Source organism: Thermoplasmata archaeon, assembly GCA_038851035.1.
Lineage (GTDB): Archaea > Thermoplasmatota > DTKX01 > VGTL01 > VGTL01 > JAWCLH01.
Genome location: JAWCLH010000007.1, coordinates 1 through 16392 on the forward strand (window position 1 = coordinate 1; position 16392 = coordinate 16392).

The following is a 16392-nucleotide window of genomic DNA, read 5'->3' on the forward strand; positions in this document are numbered from 1 at the left end:
AGCTAGCTCGCGACTTCATAAAGGAAGGCGACGGGGAGGCGGCGATGCAGTTTGCGATGGAGGCGAGGGCGGCGCTGGGAGGAGTGGGGGGAGGGGTAGCGGGCCGGGCTGGGGGAGGACCCGCTGTTGCGGAGGGGCAAGCGAAAAAGCCAAGGGGCGGTCTCAGATGCCCCTCGTGCGGCGAGGCGCTTGAGCCCGAATGGCCCGTGTGCCCGGCATGCGGGCACAGAACGAGGTGATGTCCTTAGGCAGGGCATGCGGTCTAGAGTGGAGTAAGAAGGAAGACCTGAGAACGTGATAGTCCCATGACAATAAGTGCCGTGAGAATGGGTCGCCTCTGCTCCATGTTATTAAGCTCCATGCGTTGGATTTAGATAGTAGGACTTTGATATACCCCCCAGACAGACCATCGAGATGATGGTTCGAGGTATGCACCCCGCAAGGGGCGGCAAAGGCGAACTGGTTCTCGAAGAGTTTGTCGATAGAGAGTGAGAAACATGGAGTTTGGAGATAGAGGCGACAGGCGCAGAGGCGGCTTTGGTGGCCCGAGGGAGATGCACCCTGCGAAGTGCTCGGACTGTGGGAAGGACTGCGAGGTGCCGTTCAAGCCCACGGAGGGCAGGCCAGTCTACTGCAGGGAATGCTTCCAGAAGCACCGCCCGCCGAGAAAGTTCTGATTTCGAGAACCGGTTCGGCCCGGGAGACCGGGCACAGGGATAGCCCGATTTTTAGGGCGCATCTTTTTATTTTTTGTTTACCTTCAGCCCCGCTTTCGCTCCGCCGGGGCCTTTCCATACTTGCGACCGACGGGCGCTCCGGCATGCTTACCGAACCTGAGAGCGATTCTCCTGAACAGATCTGCCCTGAGCTTCGTCTGCCTGTCGAACCTCCCGAGGTGGGCCTCGGCGTCCTTGTAGATGTCGTAGCAAGTGCGGCTGTCGATGTCCACGAGAACCCCAGGCACGCCAATTCTCTCGAAATCATCCCTATGTTTTAAATAGAAAGCCTCGCAGCAGCTACCGATAAATCCCCTTGAGCCCTCCCTTTTTAGTTTACGTAGAACCGACTCGAGATGGTGGTAGCTGTTGATAGAAACTGGCACGAGTCCGGTCCGGCGCGCAAGTCCATACATCTCGCCGACGTCGCACCTCCCGCACTCTGCGCAGCCGTCCTTTTTCCGGTACCGGCAGTCCAGAGGCTTGGCACAGTATGGGAGGAGGAGGTGGTCGCAGCCCTCCCTTGCGATGTCCACCATTCTACCAGCTACAGGGAAAACGAGGTTCACCTCGTCAGGCGCTATTCCATACTTGACCCAGTCCTTCTTTTCCAAAGCTTCGAGGAGGACCGATGTGAAGTCATCGGGGCGAGCAAAGGGGACCACGGGCCTCTCTTCCATGAAGAAGCGCAGGACGGCGCTTTTTATCGCACGCGCGCTCAGGGGTGAATCTTTGAGACGCGCCTCTAAATTCATTATAGACTCGCGGGGGAAGGCAAAAAAGTCACCCGTTATGAGAGCGCACTGAACTCTCCTTGCGAGCGGGTCCGCGACGAGGGAGACGCGCACCAGCCCCCCCTTCGACTTTCTCGCGGCCCGGAGCACCTGCCTCGAACCCGGTGGCCTGCGAACGCCGTATATCCACCCCGCCGAGCGGAAGCGCGGCAGAGCGCGCTTAAGGAGAGCTCTCTCGTAGGCGGTGAGGGTGCCGCGCCGGAATTCAGCCCCTAGCGACTCCGCGAACCCGCGCGCGAGAGCCCTCTTTATGACGGAGAGGGGTGGGGCCTCGCCCAGCTCCTCAGAGAGCCAGGTCACTCTTCTCTTGACCGCCCTAACTTCCTTGTCCCGGAGCTTCTCTATCGGAATTCTCAGGGCCCTGAGCATCGTTTCAGCGTCGAAGTCCACGAGGAGCGTCCCCTGGAAGAGGAAGGCATTCCCGAGGAAAGTTCCCCCTGTGCCAGATATTTTTCTCCCGCGGACCTCGATGTCGTTCTTCGGCCTGAAGCGTGCCTCGACCCCCAGCTCCCTGAGGCCCAGCACCGCTCCCTCGCACATCTTCCTGTACATCGCCTCGACGTTTCTCGGTACTCCAGGTGCCTCGCGGTCCCCGAATATCTCCCAGCCGAGCTGGCTCTCGTCGAAGTAGAGCGCCCCGCCGCCAGTGAGGCGCCTGTTGATATCGATTCCGTGGCGTGCGCAGTACTCCTCGCGCACCTCCTGCTCGACGCTCTGGTGGTAGCCTACGAGCACCGCGTGAGGCCTCATCCTCATGAAACGGACCGTCTTCGGGACCCTGCCCTCCGCCCTCGCCCTCAGTATGCATTCGTCGAGCGCCATATTCACCGCGGCGCTCGCGGGCGGGGTGCTCAGGAGCCTCCAGACCTCCATCGGGACTGGAATTCGCAGGCGGTATATTACATTGCCCTCAAAGGCGCTCCGATGGTTCGTCCCCACAGGGCTGGAACTCCGCGGGGGCCGAGGCACACGACGGTCCCCCATCCTTTCTGGGACCGGGGAGAAGGGTCCCGGGCTTGGAGGCGGCTTCCCGAGCTCATGAATGAGGTGTAGGAATCACATTCATATAGGCCAACCATGTTACCGGCCTGACGATGAGCGAGGGCGGCGAAGGCTGGAAGGACCTTAGCGAGGAGGAGTTTGCGAAGCTGGGCTTCAAGTGTGGGCTCGAGATTCACCACCAGATAAGGACAGGGCAGAAGCTCTTCTGCAGGTGCCCGGCGGTGCTCCGGAGGGACCCCCCACACACTCGCATACTCAGACACATGAGGCCCACGATGTCCGAACTCGGGGTCTACGACGGCACAGCGCTGATGGAGTTCAAGACGAAGAAGAACATCACCTATCACATTTACAGGGACACGGTCTGCACCTATGAGTTCGACGACACGCCCCCATTCCCGGTGAATCAGGAGGCAGTGGATATCGCGATACACATCGCAATGCTTCTGAACTGCTCGATTGTGGACGAGCTTCACGTGAGCCGCAAGCAGTACCTGGACGGTTCCATACCCACGGGCTTCCAGAGGACGATGATCGTGGGCGTTAACGGCTGGCTACCCTATAAAGACAGAAAAATAGGAATTATCCAGCTCGCGCTCGAGGAGGACGCGTGCCGGCAGGTGACCAACTGGCGCCACGACATCACGTTTAAGACCGACAGGTTGAGCATACCCCTCGTCGAGGTTGTGACACGCCCGGACATCATGCATCCTAGCGAGGTACCGGAGGTTGCGAATGCGATCGGCAGGCTGCTGAGGGCGACTGGGCTGGCGCGCAGAGGCGACGGCTCGGTCCGGCAGGACATCAATGTCAGCATCAAGGGAGGCACGAGGGTCGAGATAAAGGGCGTCCCGAAGCTCGCCTGGATGACGCCCCTGACGAGAATCGAGGCCCTGAGACAGAGGGCTCTGCTCGAGCTGCGCGACGAACTCGCAAGGAGAGGGATCACGAAGGACACATTCAGGGCTGAAATCGTCGACTGCTCCAGCGCCTTTAGGTCGACGGCATTCGAGCCGATAAAGCGGGCACTGGAGGAGGGGGGCGAGGTCCTTGGAGTCAGGCTCGAGGGCTACAAAGATATTTTGAACCACCCGACCCAGCCGGGGAAGACTTTCGCGAGCGAGCTCGCGGGCAGGGTGCGTGTGATCGCGTGCATCGAATACGAGCCCGTAAACATCCTCCACACCGACGAGATGCCCAAGCTTGGCTCGACCGAGGAGGAGAGGAGGAGGGTTCTCGAGCTCTGCGGGGCGGGGCCAGACGACGTGGTTGTCTTGGTCTGGGGGAATCTGCAGGACGCCACGACGGCCGCGCAGGAGGTCAGGACCAGGGCGTTGGAGCTGACGATAGGAGTGCCCAACGAGACCCGCCAGCCCCTGCCCGATGGAACGACGGACTTCGAGAGAATTCTGCCGGGCCCGGACAGAATGTACCCTGACACTGACAGCCCACCATATGTGATAACGAAGGAGAGGTTGGGGCAAATCGCGCGGCGGCTTGGGGAGACCCCAGACAAAAGGATGGCGCGCTACGAGAAGCTCGGAATTCCGCGGCATGTGGGCTGGGAGCTGGCGATTCACCCTCGCGCCCTCCTCTTTGACCGCCTTCTTGAGGAACTGAATATTGACCCGAAGTTCGCTGCTGCCTTCCTTGTTGAGACGATGAAGGCACTCGCGCGCAGGGGCATTCCTGTGGACCAGCTCAGCGACGACGTCATAGCTGCGGTCTTCAGGGCTTATAAAGAGGGCAGGCTGGCGAGGGAGGGGGTAGAGCTGGCTATCTCGGCGGTTGCTGCGCGGGGCGAGAGCGTGGAGGAGAGAATCGCTGAGCTCGCCTCCGGGCGCCCCGGAGAGGAAGAACTTGCAGCGCTCGTTAAACGAGCGGTAGAGAGCGTCGGGAAGAGGCTTCCGCCGGGCCGCGACCTCTTTGGCGCGGTGATGGGCTCCCTGATGGCGCAGCTCCGCGGGAAGGTGGGTGGGGCAAGACTAGCGGAGATGGTTAGGCGTGAGCTCGAGGCGGGCGCCGCCCGCGCGGGTCCCCCGCGCCGTGAGAGCGAGACGGCCGCCGGAAATCTATAAAAACCCATACAATATTTATGCTGTAATGGTACCCCGCGAGAAAATAATGGAGCTCCTGGGGTCCTACGACCTCTCGAGGCTGACGATAGCGACCGTCTGCTCTCATACAAGCCTCCAGATATTCGACGGGGCCCGTAAGGAGGGCTTCCGAACCCTGGGCATCTGCATAGGAAAGCAACCAAAGTTTTACGACGCCTTCCCGAAGGCGAAGCCGGACGAGTTCTTCTGCGTCCGGGAGTACAGCGATATAGTGACCAGGGCTGAGGAGCTGGCGGAGAGGAACGCGATCATCGTCCCCCACGGCTCCTTCGTCGAATATCTGGGGACCGAGCTTTTCGAGGAGCTCCCCCTCCCCACCTTCGGCAATAGGCGGGTTCTGGAGTGGGAGTCGGACAGGGAGAAGCAGAGGGAGTGGCTGGAGAGCGCGGGCGTCCAGATGCCAGCTAAAATCGCGCGCCCCGAGGACATAAAGCAGCCCGTGCTTGTCAAGTTCTTCGGAGCGAAGGGTGGGAGGGGCTTCTTCATCGCCAAGAACTACGAGGAGTTCATGGAGATTAACCCGAAAGAGAAGTACACGATTCAGGAGTACGTGATAGGCACCAGGTACTACATGCACTTCTTCTACTCCCCGATATCGACCGAGGGCTACAGGCTGAGCAGAGGCACGCTCGAGCTCCACTCAATGGACAGGCGCGACGAGGCCAATATAGACGAGATGTACAAGCTCGGGAGCGCGGAGAGGCTCAAGAAGCTCGGCATCCTCCCGACATTCGTGGTCACGGGAAACGTGCCGGTGGTCATCAGGGAGTCCCTCCTCCCCAAGGTCTTCGAGATGGGCGAGAGGACGGTCGAGCGCTCCATCGAGCTCTTCGGTGGGATCATAGGCCCCTTCAGTCTCGAATGCATCGTGACCGACAAGCTGGAGTTCAAGGTCTTCGAGATCAGCGCGCGCATCGTGGCCGGGACGAATTTCTTCGTCTCCGGGTCACCCTACTACGACCTGCGCGAGAGCGGGATGTCCATAGGGCGGAGGATAGCGAGGGAGATAAAGCTCGCGAAAGAGATGAACAGACTGGGCGAGGTTCTGTCCTGAGGGCAGGTAAGAGGATGGCCTGGCTCAGAGCACGATAGCGATCTCCTTGTCGCATCTCGCGCACCTGCGCCCATTCAGGCCCACGACCTCCGCGCTGAAGCCGTAGCGCTCGATCAGTAGGGAGCCGCAGGCGGGGCATCGCGTGTTTTCATAATCGCCGTGGGGCACGTTCCCGGCGTAGACATACTCCGCGCCGGCTTTCTTCGCCAGCGAGCAGGCCTCTTCGAGCTTGGCTAGGGGAGTGGGGGGGAGGCTCGTCAGCCTGTAGTCGGGGTGGAAGCGGGAGAAGTGGAGGGGCACGTCCGGCCCCAGCTCTCTGACGGCCCACCTGCAGAACTGCTCGATTTCCGAGGAGGAGTCGTTCTTCGTAGGGATGACCAGATAGGTCAGCTCCAGATGTATCTTCAGCTCCCTGTAGAGCCTGCAGGCTTCGAGCACGGGCTGGAGCCTCGCTCCCGAAACCTCCCTATAGAACTTCTCCGTGAAGGCCTTGACGTCTACATTGGCGGCGTCTAGAAAGGGCGCGAGCTCGCGCAAGGGGGCCTCGCTGATAAATCCATTGGTCACATAGACGGTGTAGAGCCCGTGCCTCTTCGCCTCCTTGCAGCCCTCAAGGGTGAATTCGTGCCATATCGTCGGCTCATTATAGGTCCAGGCAATGCCCGTCGAGCCCGTCCTCTCCGCCATCGGTGCGAGTTCGGAGAGCTCGAGCGGCCTGAGGAGGGAGAAGTCGGCGTCCCGGGCCTGCGATATCTCCCAGTTCTGGCAGTGCAGGCACCTCAGGTTGCAGCCCAGCGTGCCGAAGGAGAGGACAGTCGAGCCCGGGTGGAAGTGGTATAGGGGCTTCTTTTCCACTGGGTCGGGGTGGACCGAGGCGATTCGGCCATATATCAGCGAGTAGAGCCTCCCATGTCTGTTCTCGCGAACCCCACATATTCCCCGCTTTCCATCGGTGATTGTGCAGCCGTGCGGGCAGAGTCCACACCTCACCCTCCCATCGCCCAGAGCCGTGTAGTGGGAGGCCTCCCTCGGCCAGCCCGCTCCTTCGGGGTCCCCGCTCCCTTTTTCCGCCACTTTCATCGTGATTCCTCCAGACGAATTTTCGCGCGCTGCGTTCTCCGGCGCGCGTAAGATTCTTAGAGCCCTTAGAGCCCATACATCTCTTTTTTCCCCGGCTCTGCTGCTCAACCCGAGCCGTCATCGTCATTCGAGGAGTATTATCGTCTCCCCGGCCGAGACTTGGGTCCCGGGTTTCACCCTTATCTCCTTGACAACGCCCGCCGTGGGCGCCTGAATCTCGTTCTCCATCTTCATCGCCTCCAGGACGGCCACGCACTGCCCCGCCCTGACGCTCTCCCCAACCGAGCAGAGAACCCTAGTCAGGAGGCCCTGCATGGGCGCGGTGATTGATTTCTCAGGGGCCGTGGTGGCCCCGGCGCTGGTAATGGCCGGATGGTGTGAAATCTGGGGAGCGCCGGGTCGTTGAGGAGGCGATGGGGTGGGGGTGCTGTCCAGGGAGCGGGTTGGGGATAGCCCAAGACGCCGCGCAGTGGGACCGGAGCGCGGCCTGGAAGTGGGGAGGGGGGATCGCGAGCCTTCCCGACGATTCTGCGATCGGCTTATACCGAACGGGAACCAGACAGCAGGCCCCGCCCGGGGCCTAGCACCCGCGTCCTCGACGCTGACATCAAAGACCCTCTCGCCGACCCTGACGAGGTACTGGCGATGTCCCGACAGGGCCCTGGCCGAGAGCACCTGTTCCGTCAATATTGGGTCGGATGCCCCCTCTCCCCCACCCCTCTCCTCACCAACTCCTCCCCCTTCCCAAGGGCATCCCGAGCTCTCCTCTCGCCCAGGAGCGGCCCACCCGGGCGGACGGAGCGCTTCGCCTCTGGCTCCTTGAGGGGGGAGGGGCTCCTCTTTGAGTTCGCCCCTGAGGAAGCTCTTCGCCACCGATGGAAATAGCGCCAGCATGAGCAGCTCCTCTTCGTCCGTCACGCCCAGCTTCCTCCCCTCCTCCACCACAGCGGGCCACTCCGGTGGCAGGAGGTCTGCCGGCCGTCCAGCGATGGGCTCCTCGTCCCCAATGACCTTTTTCCGAATTCTTTCGTCAACAGGTGCTGGGGTCCGGCCGTAGCGCCCCTTCAGGTAATCCTTGACCTCATTCGAGACCACCCTGTACCTCTCGCCGCAGAGGACGTTGAATACTGCTTGTGTGCCCACGAGCTGGCTCGTCGGGGTGACCAGCGGCGGGTAGCCGAGCTCCGCCCTGACCCTTGGGGTCTCCCGGAGGACTTCGGCGAACTTGTCCATCGCGTTCTGCTCCTTCAGCTGCGAGATCAGATTTGAGAGCATTCCGCCTGGAATCTGGTAGACTAAGACGCTGGTGTCTACCCTCTCGGACACCGGGTCGATCAAGGCCCCGTATTTCTCCCGAATTCGGGCGAAGTATTCCCTGAGCTCATTAAGGAGGGAGAGATCCAGACCAGTGTCAGCTGGAGTGCCCTGGAGCGCTGCCACGACAGCCTCTGCCGCGGGTTGCGAGCTCCCGCCGCTCAGCGGGGATATCGCGGTGTCGAGGATGTCGCAGCCTGCCTCCGCCGCGGCCAAATAGCTCATCGGGGCCAGACCAGCGGTGCAGTGGCTGTGGAGGCAGAGGGGGAGGCCGACCTCCTTCTTCACAGCCCTGACCAGCTCCTTCGCCGCTGCCGGGGTGATCAGGCCGGCCATGTCCTTGATGCAGAGCGAGTCACACCCGAGCTCCGCCAGCCTCCGGAATGTCTGGACATAGTTCTCGACGGTGTGGACCGGGCTCAGGGTATAGCAAACCGCCCCTTGGACCTCCTTCCCTTCTCTCTTCGCCACCCGGATCGCAAGCTCCATGTTTCTCACGTCGTTCAAAGCATCAAACACTCGGAAAATATCAATGCCCAAACGGGCCGCGCGGGCGACGAAGCGCTCGACGATGTCGTCGGCGTAGTGCCTGTAGCCGACAAGATTCTGGCCCCTGAGAAGCATCTGGAGTCTCGAGCGCGGCAGGGCACTCCTCAGCATCTTGAGCCTCTCCCACGGGTTCTCGTTGAGGTATCGGAGGCAAACGTCGAAGGTCGCCCCGCCCCATACCTCTAGCGAATGAAAGCCGACCCTGTCCAATTTGTCACAGGCTGGAAGCATGTCGCGGGTTCTGAGCCTTGTGGCCAGGAGGGACTGGTGCGCATCGCGCAGGGTGGTGTCGGTGAGCCTCACCATGCTCCAGCCCCCGCATCCCCTTCTTTGCTGGTGGAACCCAGCCAGGAAGGCCTTGGGGTGACGGCCAGAGCCACGAGAGAAGCCCTGCCCTCCCTAAGTTCGACACTGAGACTTGCCCTTCCGAACCGGGGGGCTCTGGTGTCCTCTTCGAACGCGGTGATGGCGGCTATGAGGGCCGCGAGCTCTTTAGTTCCGGCTCGCGTAGCGCTTGGAAACCGTACGAACCGAGCTCCTTTACATAGCATTGGGAATACTTTAAACCGCACAATAATAAATAGATTGCCATTTCGCCGTTGTGATAGTTCGGCAAATGTCGAACTTTTTGGCCTTCAACTGGGGTTAATAAGGGTCGTCAGAAAATAAGCGGCCCCGGAAATAATGGCTGAGAGGGGTATTGTCAGTATCCAGGCCCACACGATGTTCCGAGTAACGCCCCACCTGACCGCTGAGAGTCTCCTGGTGCTCCCGACGCCGATGATCGCCCCCGTTATCGTGTGGGTCGTACTCACAGGAATTCCAGCGATGGAGCAACCGATTATCGTTGCGGCACCTGCGCTCTCCGCGACGCACCCGTGTATCGGCCTGAGCCTGGTGACCCTCATTCCCATCGTCCGAATCACCCTCCAGCCCCCTACCAGCGTCCCCAATGCTATCGCCGTGTGGGCCGATATGATCACCCAGAAGGGCACGAAAATGTCCCCCACTCCTTCCCTCCCTATGCTAGAGAAGTAGCCGGCGCCGTAGAGCAGGAAGATGATGATGCCCATCGTCTTCTGGGCGTCGTTGAGCCCATGGCTGAAAGAGAATGCGCTGGCCGAGATGAGCTGCAGCCGGCGGGACCAGCGGTTTATCCTCTCGAGGGAGCTGCGGCGCACGGCATTGAGCGCCAGGACCATGAAAACGAAGCCGAATATCATTCCGATGAGCGGGGATAGAACCATAAAGGCAACGACTTTCCAGAGCCCGCTCTGGACAACCCCCGAACCAGCGGATACGAGGCCCGCGCCCACCAGTCCCCCGACGAGGGCGTGGGAGACCGATATCGGCAGGCCGCCATAGGTCGCCAGGGCGGTCCACACGATCGCACCGAGCAGAGAGGCGAAGACGAGTCGAGTCGTGGCGATTTCTGGGCTGATGATTCCCTTCCCCATGGTGAGAGCGACCGACGTCGACACCGCGAATGCCGCGATGAAGTTGAAGAATGCAGCCATCGCCACGGCTTGCCCGGGCCTCAGGACCTTCGTGGACACGATCGTCGCAATAGAGTTGGCGGCATCGTTCATCCCGTTAAGAAAGTCAAATATGAGGGCCATTAGAATCAATACAACGACAAAGGGCGAGAGGGCTAGGAGCGCCTCCAGCTCGGTCATTCAATCACGCGTGCTTGACCATGATATCGCTGAGAACATTTGCGACATCCTCGCACTTGTCCGTCGCTACCTCAAGCATGTCGTAGATCTCCTTCTTTTTCATTATTGTCACCGGGTCGAGACTACAGCTGAAGAGGTCGCCCAGGGCGTCGAGGTGGATATCGTCGGCCTTGTTCTCGAGGCTGTGGATGGCCCGGGCGCGTTTCTCGAAGGTGTTCGAGGGCATGTGCCTTATGCATTTGAGAGCCCTTGTTAGCTCGTCGGTGGTCTGGGAGAGGTTTTCCGCGAACTGCTTTATCACCTCGTCCTTCGTGGGGTCGATACCGTATATCACCATCCGCCTGACCGAAGCGTTCACGAAGTCTAGAATGTCATCCATGTGCGAAGTCAGGGCCGCGATGTCCTCCCTGTCTATGGGAGTGATGAAGGTCTGGTTCAGAGCGCGGTATATTTCGTGCACCTTGTCGTCGCCCCTGTGCTCCACTACCTTCAACTTCTTCTGGTAATGGACCGCACCCCGAACCTCCGAGTCACTCACCATCTCCTTCAGTATTGCTATCCCCTCCCTCACTATGGCGAGCTGTTCCTCGAGGAGGTCGAAGAAGCGCCTCTCCTGCGGTATCAGCCACGCTGTGATTCCCATATTTATTGGAGACGGAAAATTAGCAATATAAATAAATAGATAAGCACTAAAATATATAGTGATTATAGATATTCTATATTATTCTATTTCTTCTTTACTACACTCAGCCTGTGAAGCTCCCAATGCCGGCGGGAGGTGGGGGCCGCTCCGCTACCTTGAGCTAGGTACGTTGCTTCCACTCACGCGATAGTCCGCCCGGAGAGCTGAGCGGGGGGAGCCGACCTCCCCGCAGTGCTCGTCCCGTGGGCCTCAGAAGACTTCTGTGTAGACCTCGAAAAACGCTTGCGGGTGGGCGCAGGACGGGCACTCCTTCGGGGCTTCTGTGCCCTCATGGATATAGCCGCAGTTGCGGCAGCGCCACTTCACTGGTTTGGCGCGCTTGAAGACCTGCCCCTTTTCCAGATTCTCGAGCAGCAGCAGGTAGCGCCTCTCGTGCCCCTGCTCCGCCACGGACACGCTCCTGAACACGGCCGCGATCTGGGGGAAGCCCTCCTTTTCAGCGGTCTTGGCGAACTCGGGATAGAGCTTCGTGTACTCCATATTCTCCCCGGCCGCCGCGGCTTTGAGGTTCGCCTTCGTGTCCCCGATGACGCCGGCGGGGAATGAGGCGCTGACCATCGCCTCCCCGCCCTCAAGGAACTTGAAGAACCTCTTGGCGTGCTCCTTCTCGTTGTCCGCGGTATCGGAGAATATCGCGGCTATCTGCTCGTAGCCCTCCTTCCTCGCCTGCGAGGCGAAGTAGGTGTAGCGGTTCCTCGCCTGCGACTCCCCCGCGAATGCTGTCAGCAGGTTCTGCTCGGTTTTCGTCCCCTTCAGCTTCTGCATTGTCTACCCTCCGTTTTTTAGTGTCGCTCCGTTCTCAGCACGGCTTCATCGGCGCCCCGCAGCATATTAAGTCGCATGCCGCGCAGCCGCAGGGCTCCTCGACAACAACGACCGCTCCACAAACCTCGCACTTCATTCTTGGCTTTTTCCCTTCCTTTTCCTTGCCCTTTTTCTTTCCTGGCATATCCATCCCTCTTCAAGCCTTCCATAGGCCGTGGATGTTGCAGTACTCCCTCGCCGAGAGCCTCTCTGCCTTCACGGGGAAGAGGGCCTCGGGCTTCTCCCCCGGCTTCAAGAACTTGATGTGCAGAGCGCCGTCGGCCTCGAGCTCCACCCACTCGATGTAGTGCTTCGCCTCCATCGGGTGAGGCGCGCTCCCGACCCTCACAACAACGCCCTCTGTTCTCCTCTCGATGACCGGGACATGCTTCTCCTTTGACGCATCCACGGTATTCTCCCTCATCAGCTTCATCGGCTGGCCGCAGCACACAAGCTGGCCCACACCCGCGTGCATCACCATCACAATGTTCCCGCAGACCTCGCATCTGTAGACCTGCTTTACCTCAGTCATGCGCGTAACCTCCAACCCGTCTGGCCCATACCCAACCCGCATGAGTATATAAATTTTTTAGTAAACGCCCCCGTTGCCGGCGCGGGGCGAAAATTGAATATCCAGGGGGGCGATTGGCGGATTTGTGGAGCGGAGTCGGGTGGTGAGAAACTGGAGAACTCTGATATGAGAAAATACGCCGCCGAGCTGGTCGGGACCTTTGCGCTTGTCTTCATCGGCTGTGGGAGCGCGGTGATCGCCGGAAAGCAAATAGGCTTCCTCGGAGTCTCGCTCGCGTTCGGCCTCTCGGTTCTGGCGATGGTCTACGCCATAGGGAGCATCTCGGGCTGCCACATCAACCCCGCGGTCACAGCCGCGATGCTCGTGGCCCGGAGAATCGGGGCCCGCGACGCTCTAGTCTACATACTCGTGCAGTGCGTGGGCGCAGTGCTGGCTTCGGTAGTGCTCTTTTACATCGCCTCCGGCCTCCCTTCCTATAACTTGGCGCTCAACGGGCTCGGCCAGAACGGATACGGCAGCCACTCGCCTGCAGGCTACTCGATGTGGGCGGGCTTCGCCGCCGAGCTCGTGCTGACCTTCCTTTTCCTGATGGTCGTTTTAGGCTCGACGAGCAAAAGGGCCCCGGGGGGCTTCGCCGGGCTCGCGATCGGCCTCTCGCTGGTGTTCATTCACCTCGTCGGGATACCTGTCACTGGAACCTCCGTCAACCCTGCGCGCTCACTGGGCCCGGCGCTCGTGACGGGCGGGGACGCCCTTACACAGCTCTGGCTCTTCTGGGTCGCGCCGCTCACGGGCGCCCTGCTCGCGGCACTCGTGTGGATGCTGGTTTTCGAGGAGGGGGGCAGGAAGGAGGCCTGAGCAAAGGATAAATATAACATCCTGAATCGAAGGCCGATGAAGGAAGACCCCCTCTCGGGCCTCCTCGAGGAAATAAGGAAGAACCCGGAGCTGCTGCTGACCAAGTACCTAAAGGCCGATAGGCTCGTTCTCAGAGAGGAGGGAGCGAAGGGCGCAAGGACCGTTTACCGCGTCTATACCGACGTTGTGGTCCTTTTCACCGAGGGAATGGCGCTCTTCATAGACGCCGACGGAAGACTGCACCAGCTCAACCCCGACGCCGTTCAGGAGATCGTCTATTCCCATGAGGCCTCCCAGTGGCTCCGGCATCTTATGATATACAGCGCTAGCCAGCTGATTCATCAGCTGATGCTCTCAAAAAAGTACGAGAGGCCGGAAACCTGATTCCGCCCCAGGAGCCCCGGCTCGGAGATGGCATTCTGGGGGAGGTTAGGGGTCGGGCGGGCTCCACGCCCTTTGGGGCACCGCCCAACGGTCTGGGCCCCGCCCCGAGAAAAGCCGGGGGTGTCCGAGAATCCCAAAGCCTCAATCCGTCCTCCACACCTCGATGGACCTCTCGCCGATTTTGTAGCCCATTGGGATTCTTGGGCTCCCAGGGGTCGCTATGGTCATCTGCCCCGTCTCAGGGTTCATCTCTATGAGCATGTCCGCGAGCTGGAGGATAGTCTTCACAGCCTTCTCCTCGTGGAGCTCGGGCTGGATGAGCAGGAAACAGACGGCGCGGAAGCTCTTCGTCTTCGCCCTGAGGTAAGAGAGAAACCTATAGACGCCAGCCGGTGAGACATACATCAAAAGGGTGTCGATGGAGTCGAAAACGAGCCTCTGCTGGAGCATCCCCCTGCCCATGAACTCTCCCATCGCGGCGATTATGGTGTTGCTGAGCTTTGCGAAGTCGGCGACTGAGGCTACGTACTTCACCGTGGCCGTGTCTTGTAGGGAGGGGTTTGACTGGGGGGAGTAAATGTCGATGAATATGTACTTCCCCCAGTGCCCAGAGAGGTCGAGGGAGTGCTCCGCCATCTGGGCGATAATGTCCTCGGCGAACTCCTTCGTCGTCACGTAGGTCCCGGCCTCGCCGCTCACGAGGCCTGCGTGGAAGAAGGTCTGGGCAAGCAGCTCCCTACCCGATAGCGCGGGGCCACTGAGGAGGCAGAAGGAGCCTATACGAATTCCTCCATCTAGGGCGGCGTCAAGTTCGTCGAGGCCCGTCTTAGCCCTCAGGGTGATCATGACGCCCCCCCTCACGCAGTGCCTCCGCCTCCGCAACCTCCATGAGTTTGCTGACTAGGACATCGAGCAGCTCAGGCACGCCCTTGCCCTCGGTCGCAACCGTCGGGATTATCGGTGTGCTCTCTGGCAACCTGAGCCTCTCCCTTATCACGGGCAACGGGAGCGCGCCATCCCTATCCTGGTGGTTTGCGGCGACTATCAGGGGCAGGGAGTGGGCGTGGGTGAGCTGCATCATCGTTCTGGCGCGGTCGAAGCTCCCGACGTCCGCAGCATTGATGACCAGGATTACAGCCACGGCCTCCTCAGCAAGGGTTCCAAGAATGGGGTCGAAGAGCTCCTGCCCCGGCGTTCCGTAGAGGTCGCAGGCAAACCCCCTGTAGTCTAGGTAACCGTGGTCCATCGCTATGGTGGTCCCCATCCTGTCCACGCTAACCGCAGCGGTAGACATTGCCCTGACCAGCGTTGACTTGCCCGATTTATACGGGCCCGTGATGAGCACCTTGGGGAAGTAGACCCTGACACCGCCCGGCTTCAGGACCTTGACCGGCACCGCGAGCCTCTGGGTCAGCCCAGACCCTATCTTCTCTGCTAAAAGGAACTGCCTTACAAGTGATATCTCCTGCATCGGCCTAAGGCAGAGCACGGTGTCGAACTCAGCCTTTACCCTCTTCACGCACTCGGGGTCGTAGTCCCACGTCGAGAAGAACACCATGACAGAGGCGCGGCGCTTCAGCTCCCTGACCAGCTCCAGGAACTCCTCGACACCGTCGCCCTGCATGTCCATGTAAGACGACATGCTGTCGACAAAGACCACCGAGTCCTGCTCGAGCGCGGGCTCGATTGTCCTGAGCACCCCCTCTAGGTCGAATGGGTCCTGGACGACGTACTTCTCGTTGGAGGGCCCCCCGCCATAGGACGAGTAGGAGTCGACTAGGTAGAGCCTCCCCTGCTCCTCCAGCCCGCGGAGGTCGTGCCCCATGAGTTCCGCCTCCCTCCTCACGGAGGAGGGGGGCTTGTTGTTCACGAGGTATATGGCGCGCCCTCGCCCCTTCAGCGAGCTGTTGATGGCGTGGATTCCAAAGGGGGTGGGGTCGAGACCGGGGGAGCTTATGAAAAGGACCGAAGACTTCTCCGGGAGTTCCTTCAGCCTCTCGTCAAAGACCCCGACGCCGAGCCTGAGCATTCGCTCACACCGCCTCACCTCAGGCCCGGCTGGACCGAGATGCCGTCCCGGCCGATATCCACGGCCTGCTCGCCCGTCAGGTGCTTGGTTCCCCTCATCTTGAGAACCTCGATGTACTTCCTACGCGCGTTCTCTTCCTTTGGGTAGGAGAGAACGAGAATCGAGTCGGCCATGTAGCCCTCGACCGAGTGGGGGATATCGGCGTAGCCCATCTCCGAGGTGAGGAAGGTGATGCAGTTGAAGGCCTTCATGAATGTGGTGAAGTCGTGGAGGAACTCCCTGTACTTCCTCTGGCTATCGAACGCGATTTTCATCACGGTCACGGGGTCCAGCACCAGCCGGTTCGGGGAGTAGCGCTCGACTTCGGCTTTCAGCGCGTTGAGCACCTCATCCGGGTTCTGGCGCATCGCGTCGCCCATGTCAATAAAAACCACCCGGCCCATCTCGACCAGGGACTGGTCGAAGAAGCTGAAGCTGGAAAGGAACTTCTGGACCACCCAGTTGGGCTCCGAGATTCCCGTGAGGTACATACCGGTCTCCCCCGCCCTCGCCCCGTGGAAAAGGCTCTGGACGGTCAGGGTGGTCTTGCCCGTCCCGGGCTCCCCGGCGACAAGGATGCTGGAAGGAAGCGGGAATCCGCCCTCTATCATCTCATCCAGCCCGGCTATTCCTGACTCGACCCTCTCCAATGGTAGACCTCCCGTGCAGGTAATTAAATAATGCTATGAGCTTATATATATTTATCCCGACGAACCGCCCCGCTCTATGTCCCGGTCGAGA

At 60.4% G+C, this 16392-nt stretch carries 18 protein-coding genes; 6 read left to right on the forward strand and 12 right to left on the reverse strand.

All coding sequences use genetic code 11. The annotated features are described in order from the left end of the window. Both QW379_03445 and QW379_03450 read left to right on the forward strand, forming a co-directional pair. Positions 1 to 239 (forward strand): zinc ribbon domain-containing protein (locus tag QW379_03445; GenBank protein MEM2869462.1); only part of this gene is annotated, 239 nt, incomplete at its 5' end. A 258-nt stretch (positions 240 to 497) separates the two neighbouring features. After that, complete coding sequence (locus QW379_03450) at positions 498 to 677, forward strand: CxxC-x17-CxxC domain-containing protein (protein ID MEM2869463.1); 180 nt, start codon at positions 498 to 500, stop codon at positions 675 to 677. An 83-nt stretch (positions 678 to 760) separates the two neighbouring features. Here the strand turns inward: QW379_03450 and QW379_03455 are convergent, their stop codons facing one another. Beyond that, the gene (locus tag QW379_03455; protein ID MEM2869464.1) at positions 761 to 2383 is read right to left on the reverse strand and encodes a DUF116 domain-containing protein; all 1623 of its coding nucleotides are present in this window, start codon (positions 2381 to 2383) and stop codon (positions 761 to 763) included. Positions 2384 to 2604: 221 nt separating this feature from the next. Between QW379_03455 and gatE the strand changes: the two genes are divergently transcribed. Together gatE and QW379_03465 are read left to right on the forward strand one after the other, a co-directional pair. Beyond that, on the forward strand, positions 2605 to 4590 hold the full coding sequence (gatE, locus tag QW379_03460; protein MEM2869465.1) for a Glu-tRNA(Gln) amidotransferase subunit GatE: 1986 nt from the start codon (positions 2605 to 2607) through the stop codon (positions 4588 to 4590). Between the two features lie 25 nt (positions 4591 to 4615). Next, positions 4616 to 5683, forward strand: a complete 1068-nt coding sequence (locus tag QW379_03465; GenBank protein MEM2869466.1) for a formate--phosphoribosylaminoimidazolecarboxamide ligase — start codon at positions 4616 to 4618, stop codon at positions 5681 to 5683. A gap of 24 nt (positions 5684 to 5707) precedes the next feature. Here QW379_03465 and amrS read toward each other — a convergent pair whose 3' ends face one another. From amrS to QW379_03505, 8 genes are all read right to left on the reverse strand, one after another. Further along, complete coding sequence (gene amrS, locus QW379_03470; protein MEM2869467.1) at positions 5708 to 6763, reverse strand: AmmeMemoRadiSam system radical SAM enzyme; 1056 nt, start codon at positions 6761 to 6763, stop codon at positions 5708 to 5710. Between the two features lie 123 nt (positions 6764 to 6886). Next, positions 6887 to 8932 (reverse strand): pyruvate/oxaloacetate carboxyltransferase, encoded by a 2046-nt coding sequence (locus QW379_03475; protein ID MEM2869468.1) that lies wholly within the window; start codon positions 8930 to 8932, stop codon positions 6887 to 6889. Then, positions 8926 to 9177 (reverse strand): hypothetical protein, encoded by a 252-nt coding sequence (locus QW379_03480; GenBank protein MEM2869469.1) that lies wholly within the window; start codon positions 9175 to 9177, stop codon positions 8926 to 8928. The genes QW379_03475 and QW379_03480 overlap by 7 nt, the downstream gene beginning before the upstream one ends. A gap of 84 nt (positions 9178 to 9261) precedes the next feature. After that, positions 9262 to 10302, reverse strand: a complete 1041-nt coding sequence (locus QW379_03485) for an inorganic phosphate transporter (GenBank protein MEM2869470.1) — start codon at positions 10300 to 10302, stop codon at positions 9262 to 9264. Positions 10303 to 10306: 4 nt separating this feature from the next. Next, positions 10307 to 10945 (reverse strand): DUF47 family protein, encoded by a 639-nt coding sequence (locus tag QW379_03490; GenBank protein ID MEM2869471.1) that lies wholly within the window; start codon positions 10943 to 10945, stop codon positions 10307 to 10309. Positions 10946 to 11194: 249 nt separating this feature from the next. Beyond that, positions 11195 to 11770: a rubrerythrin family protein gene (locus tag QW379_03495; protein MEM2869472.1), complete on the reverse strand. Its 576-nt coding sequence runs from the start codon at positions 11768 to 11770 to the stop codon at positions 11195 to 11197. 34 nt (positions 11771 to 11804) lie between these two features. Then, positions 11805 to 11954, reverse strand: a complete 150-nt coding sequence (locus tag QW379_03500; protein MEM2869473.1) for a hypothetical protein — start codon at positions 11952 to 11954, stop codon at positions 11805 to 11807. Positions 11955 to 11966: 12 nt separating this feature from the next. Beyond that, complete coding sequence (locus QW379_03505) at positions 11967 to 12341, reverse strand: desulfoferrodoxin (protein MEM2869474.1); 375 nt, start codon at positions 12339 to 12341, stop codon at positions 11967 to 11969. Between the two features lie 165 nt (positions 12342 to 12506). On the opposite strand from QW379_03505, the gene aqpZ reads away from it, so the two are divergent. Together aqpZ and QW379_03515 are read left to right on the forward strand one after the other, a co-directional pair. After that, positions 12507 to 13199: an aquaporin Z gene (gene aqpZ / locus QW379_03510; GenBank protein MEM2869475.1), complete on the forward strand. Its 693-nt coding sequence runs from the start codon at positions 12507 to 12509 to the stop codon at positions 13197 to 13199. 36 nt (positions 13200 to 13235) lie between these two features. Next, the gene (locus QW379_03515; GenBank protein MEM2869476.1) at positions 13236 to 13583 is read left to right on the forward strand and encodes a hypothetical protein; all 348 of its coding nucleotides are present in this window, start codon (positions 13236 to 13238) and stop codon (positions 13581 to 13583) included. A gap of 141 nt (positions 13584 to 13724) precedes the next feature. On the opposite strand, the gene QW379_03520 is transcribed toward QW379_03515, so the two are convergent. The 3 genes from QW379_03520 to QW379_03530 are packed head-to-tail and all read right to left on the reverse strand — an operon-like array spanning position 13725 to position 16301. Continuing rightward, a complete protein-coding gene (locus QW379_03520) occupies positions 13725 to 14429 on the reverse strand; it encodes an RAD55 family ATPase (protein MEM2869477.1) in 705 nt (234 codons plus the stop codon). After that, positions 14410 to 15612, reverse strand: coding sequence for an ATPase domain-containing protein (locus tag QW379_03525; GenBank protein MEM2869478.1), 1203 nt, complete (start codon positions 15610 to 15612; stop codon positions 14410 to 14412). The genes QW379_03520 and QW379_03525 overlap by 20 nt, the downstream gene beginning before the upstream one ends. 14 nt (positions 15613 to 15626) lie before the next feature. Then, positions 15627 to 16301 (reverse strand): ATPase domain-containing protein, encoded by a 675-nt coding sequence (locus tag QW379_03530; protein ID MEM2869479.1) that lies wholly within the window; start codon positions 16299 to 16301, stop codon positions 15627 to 15629. Between the last annotated feature and the right edge of the window lie 91 nt (positions 16302 to 16392).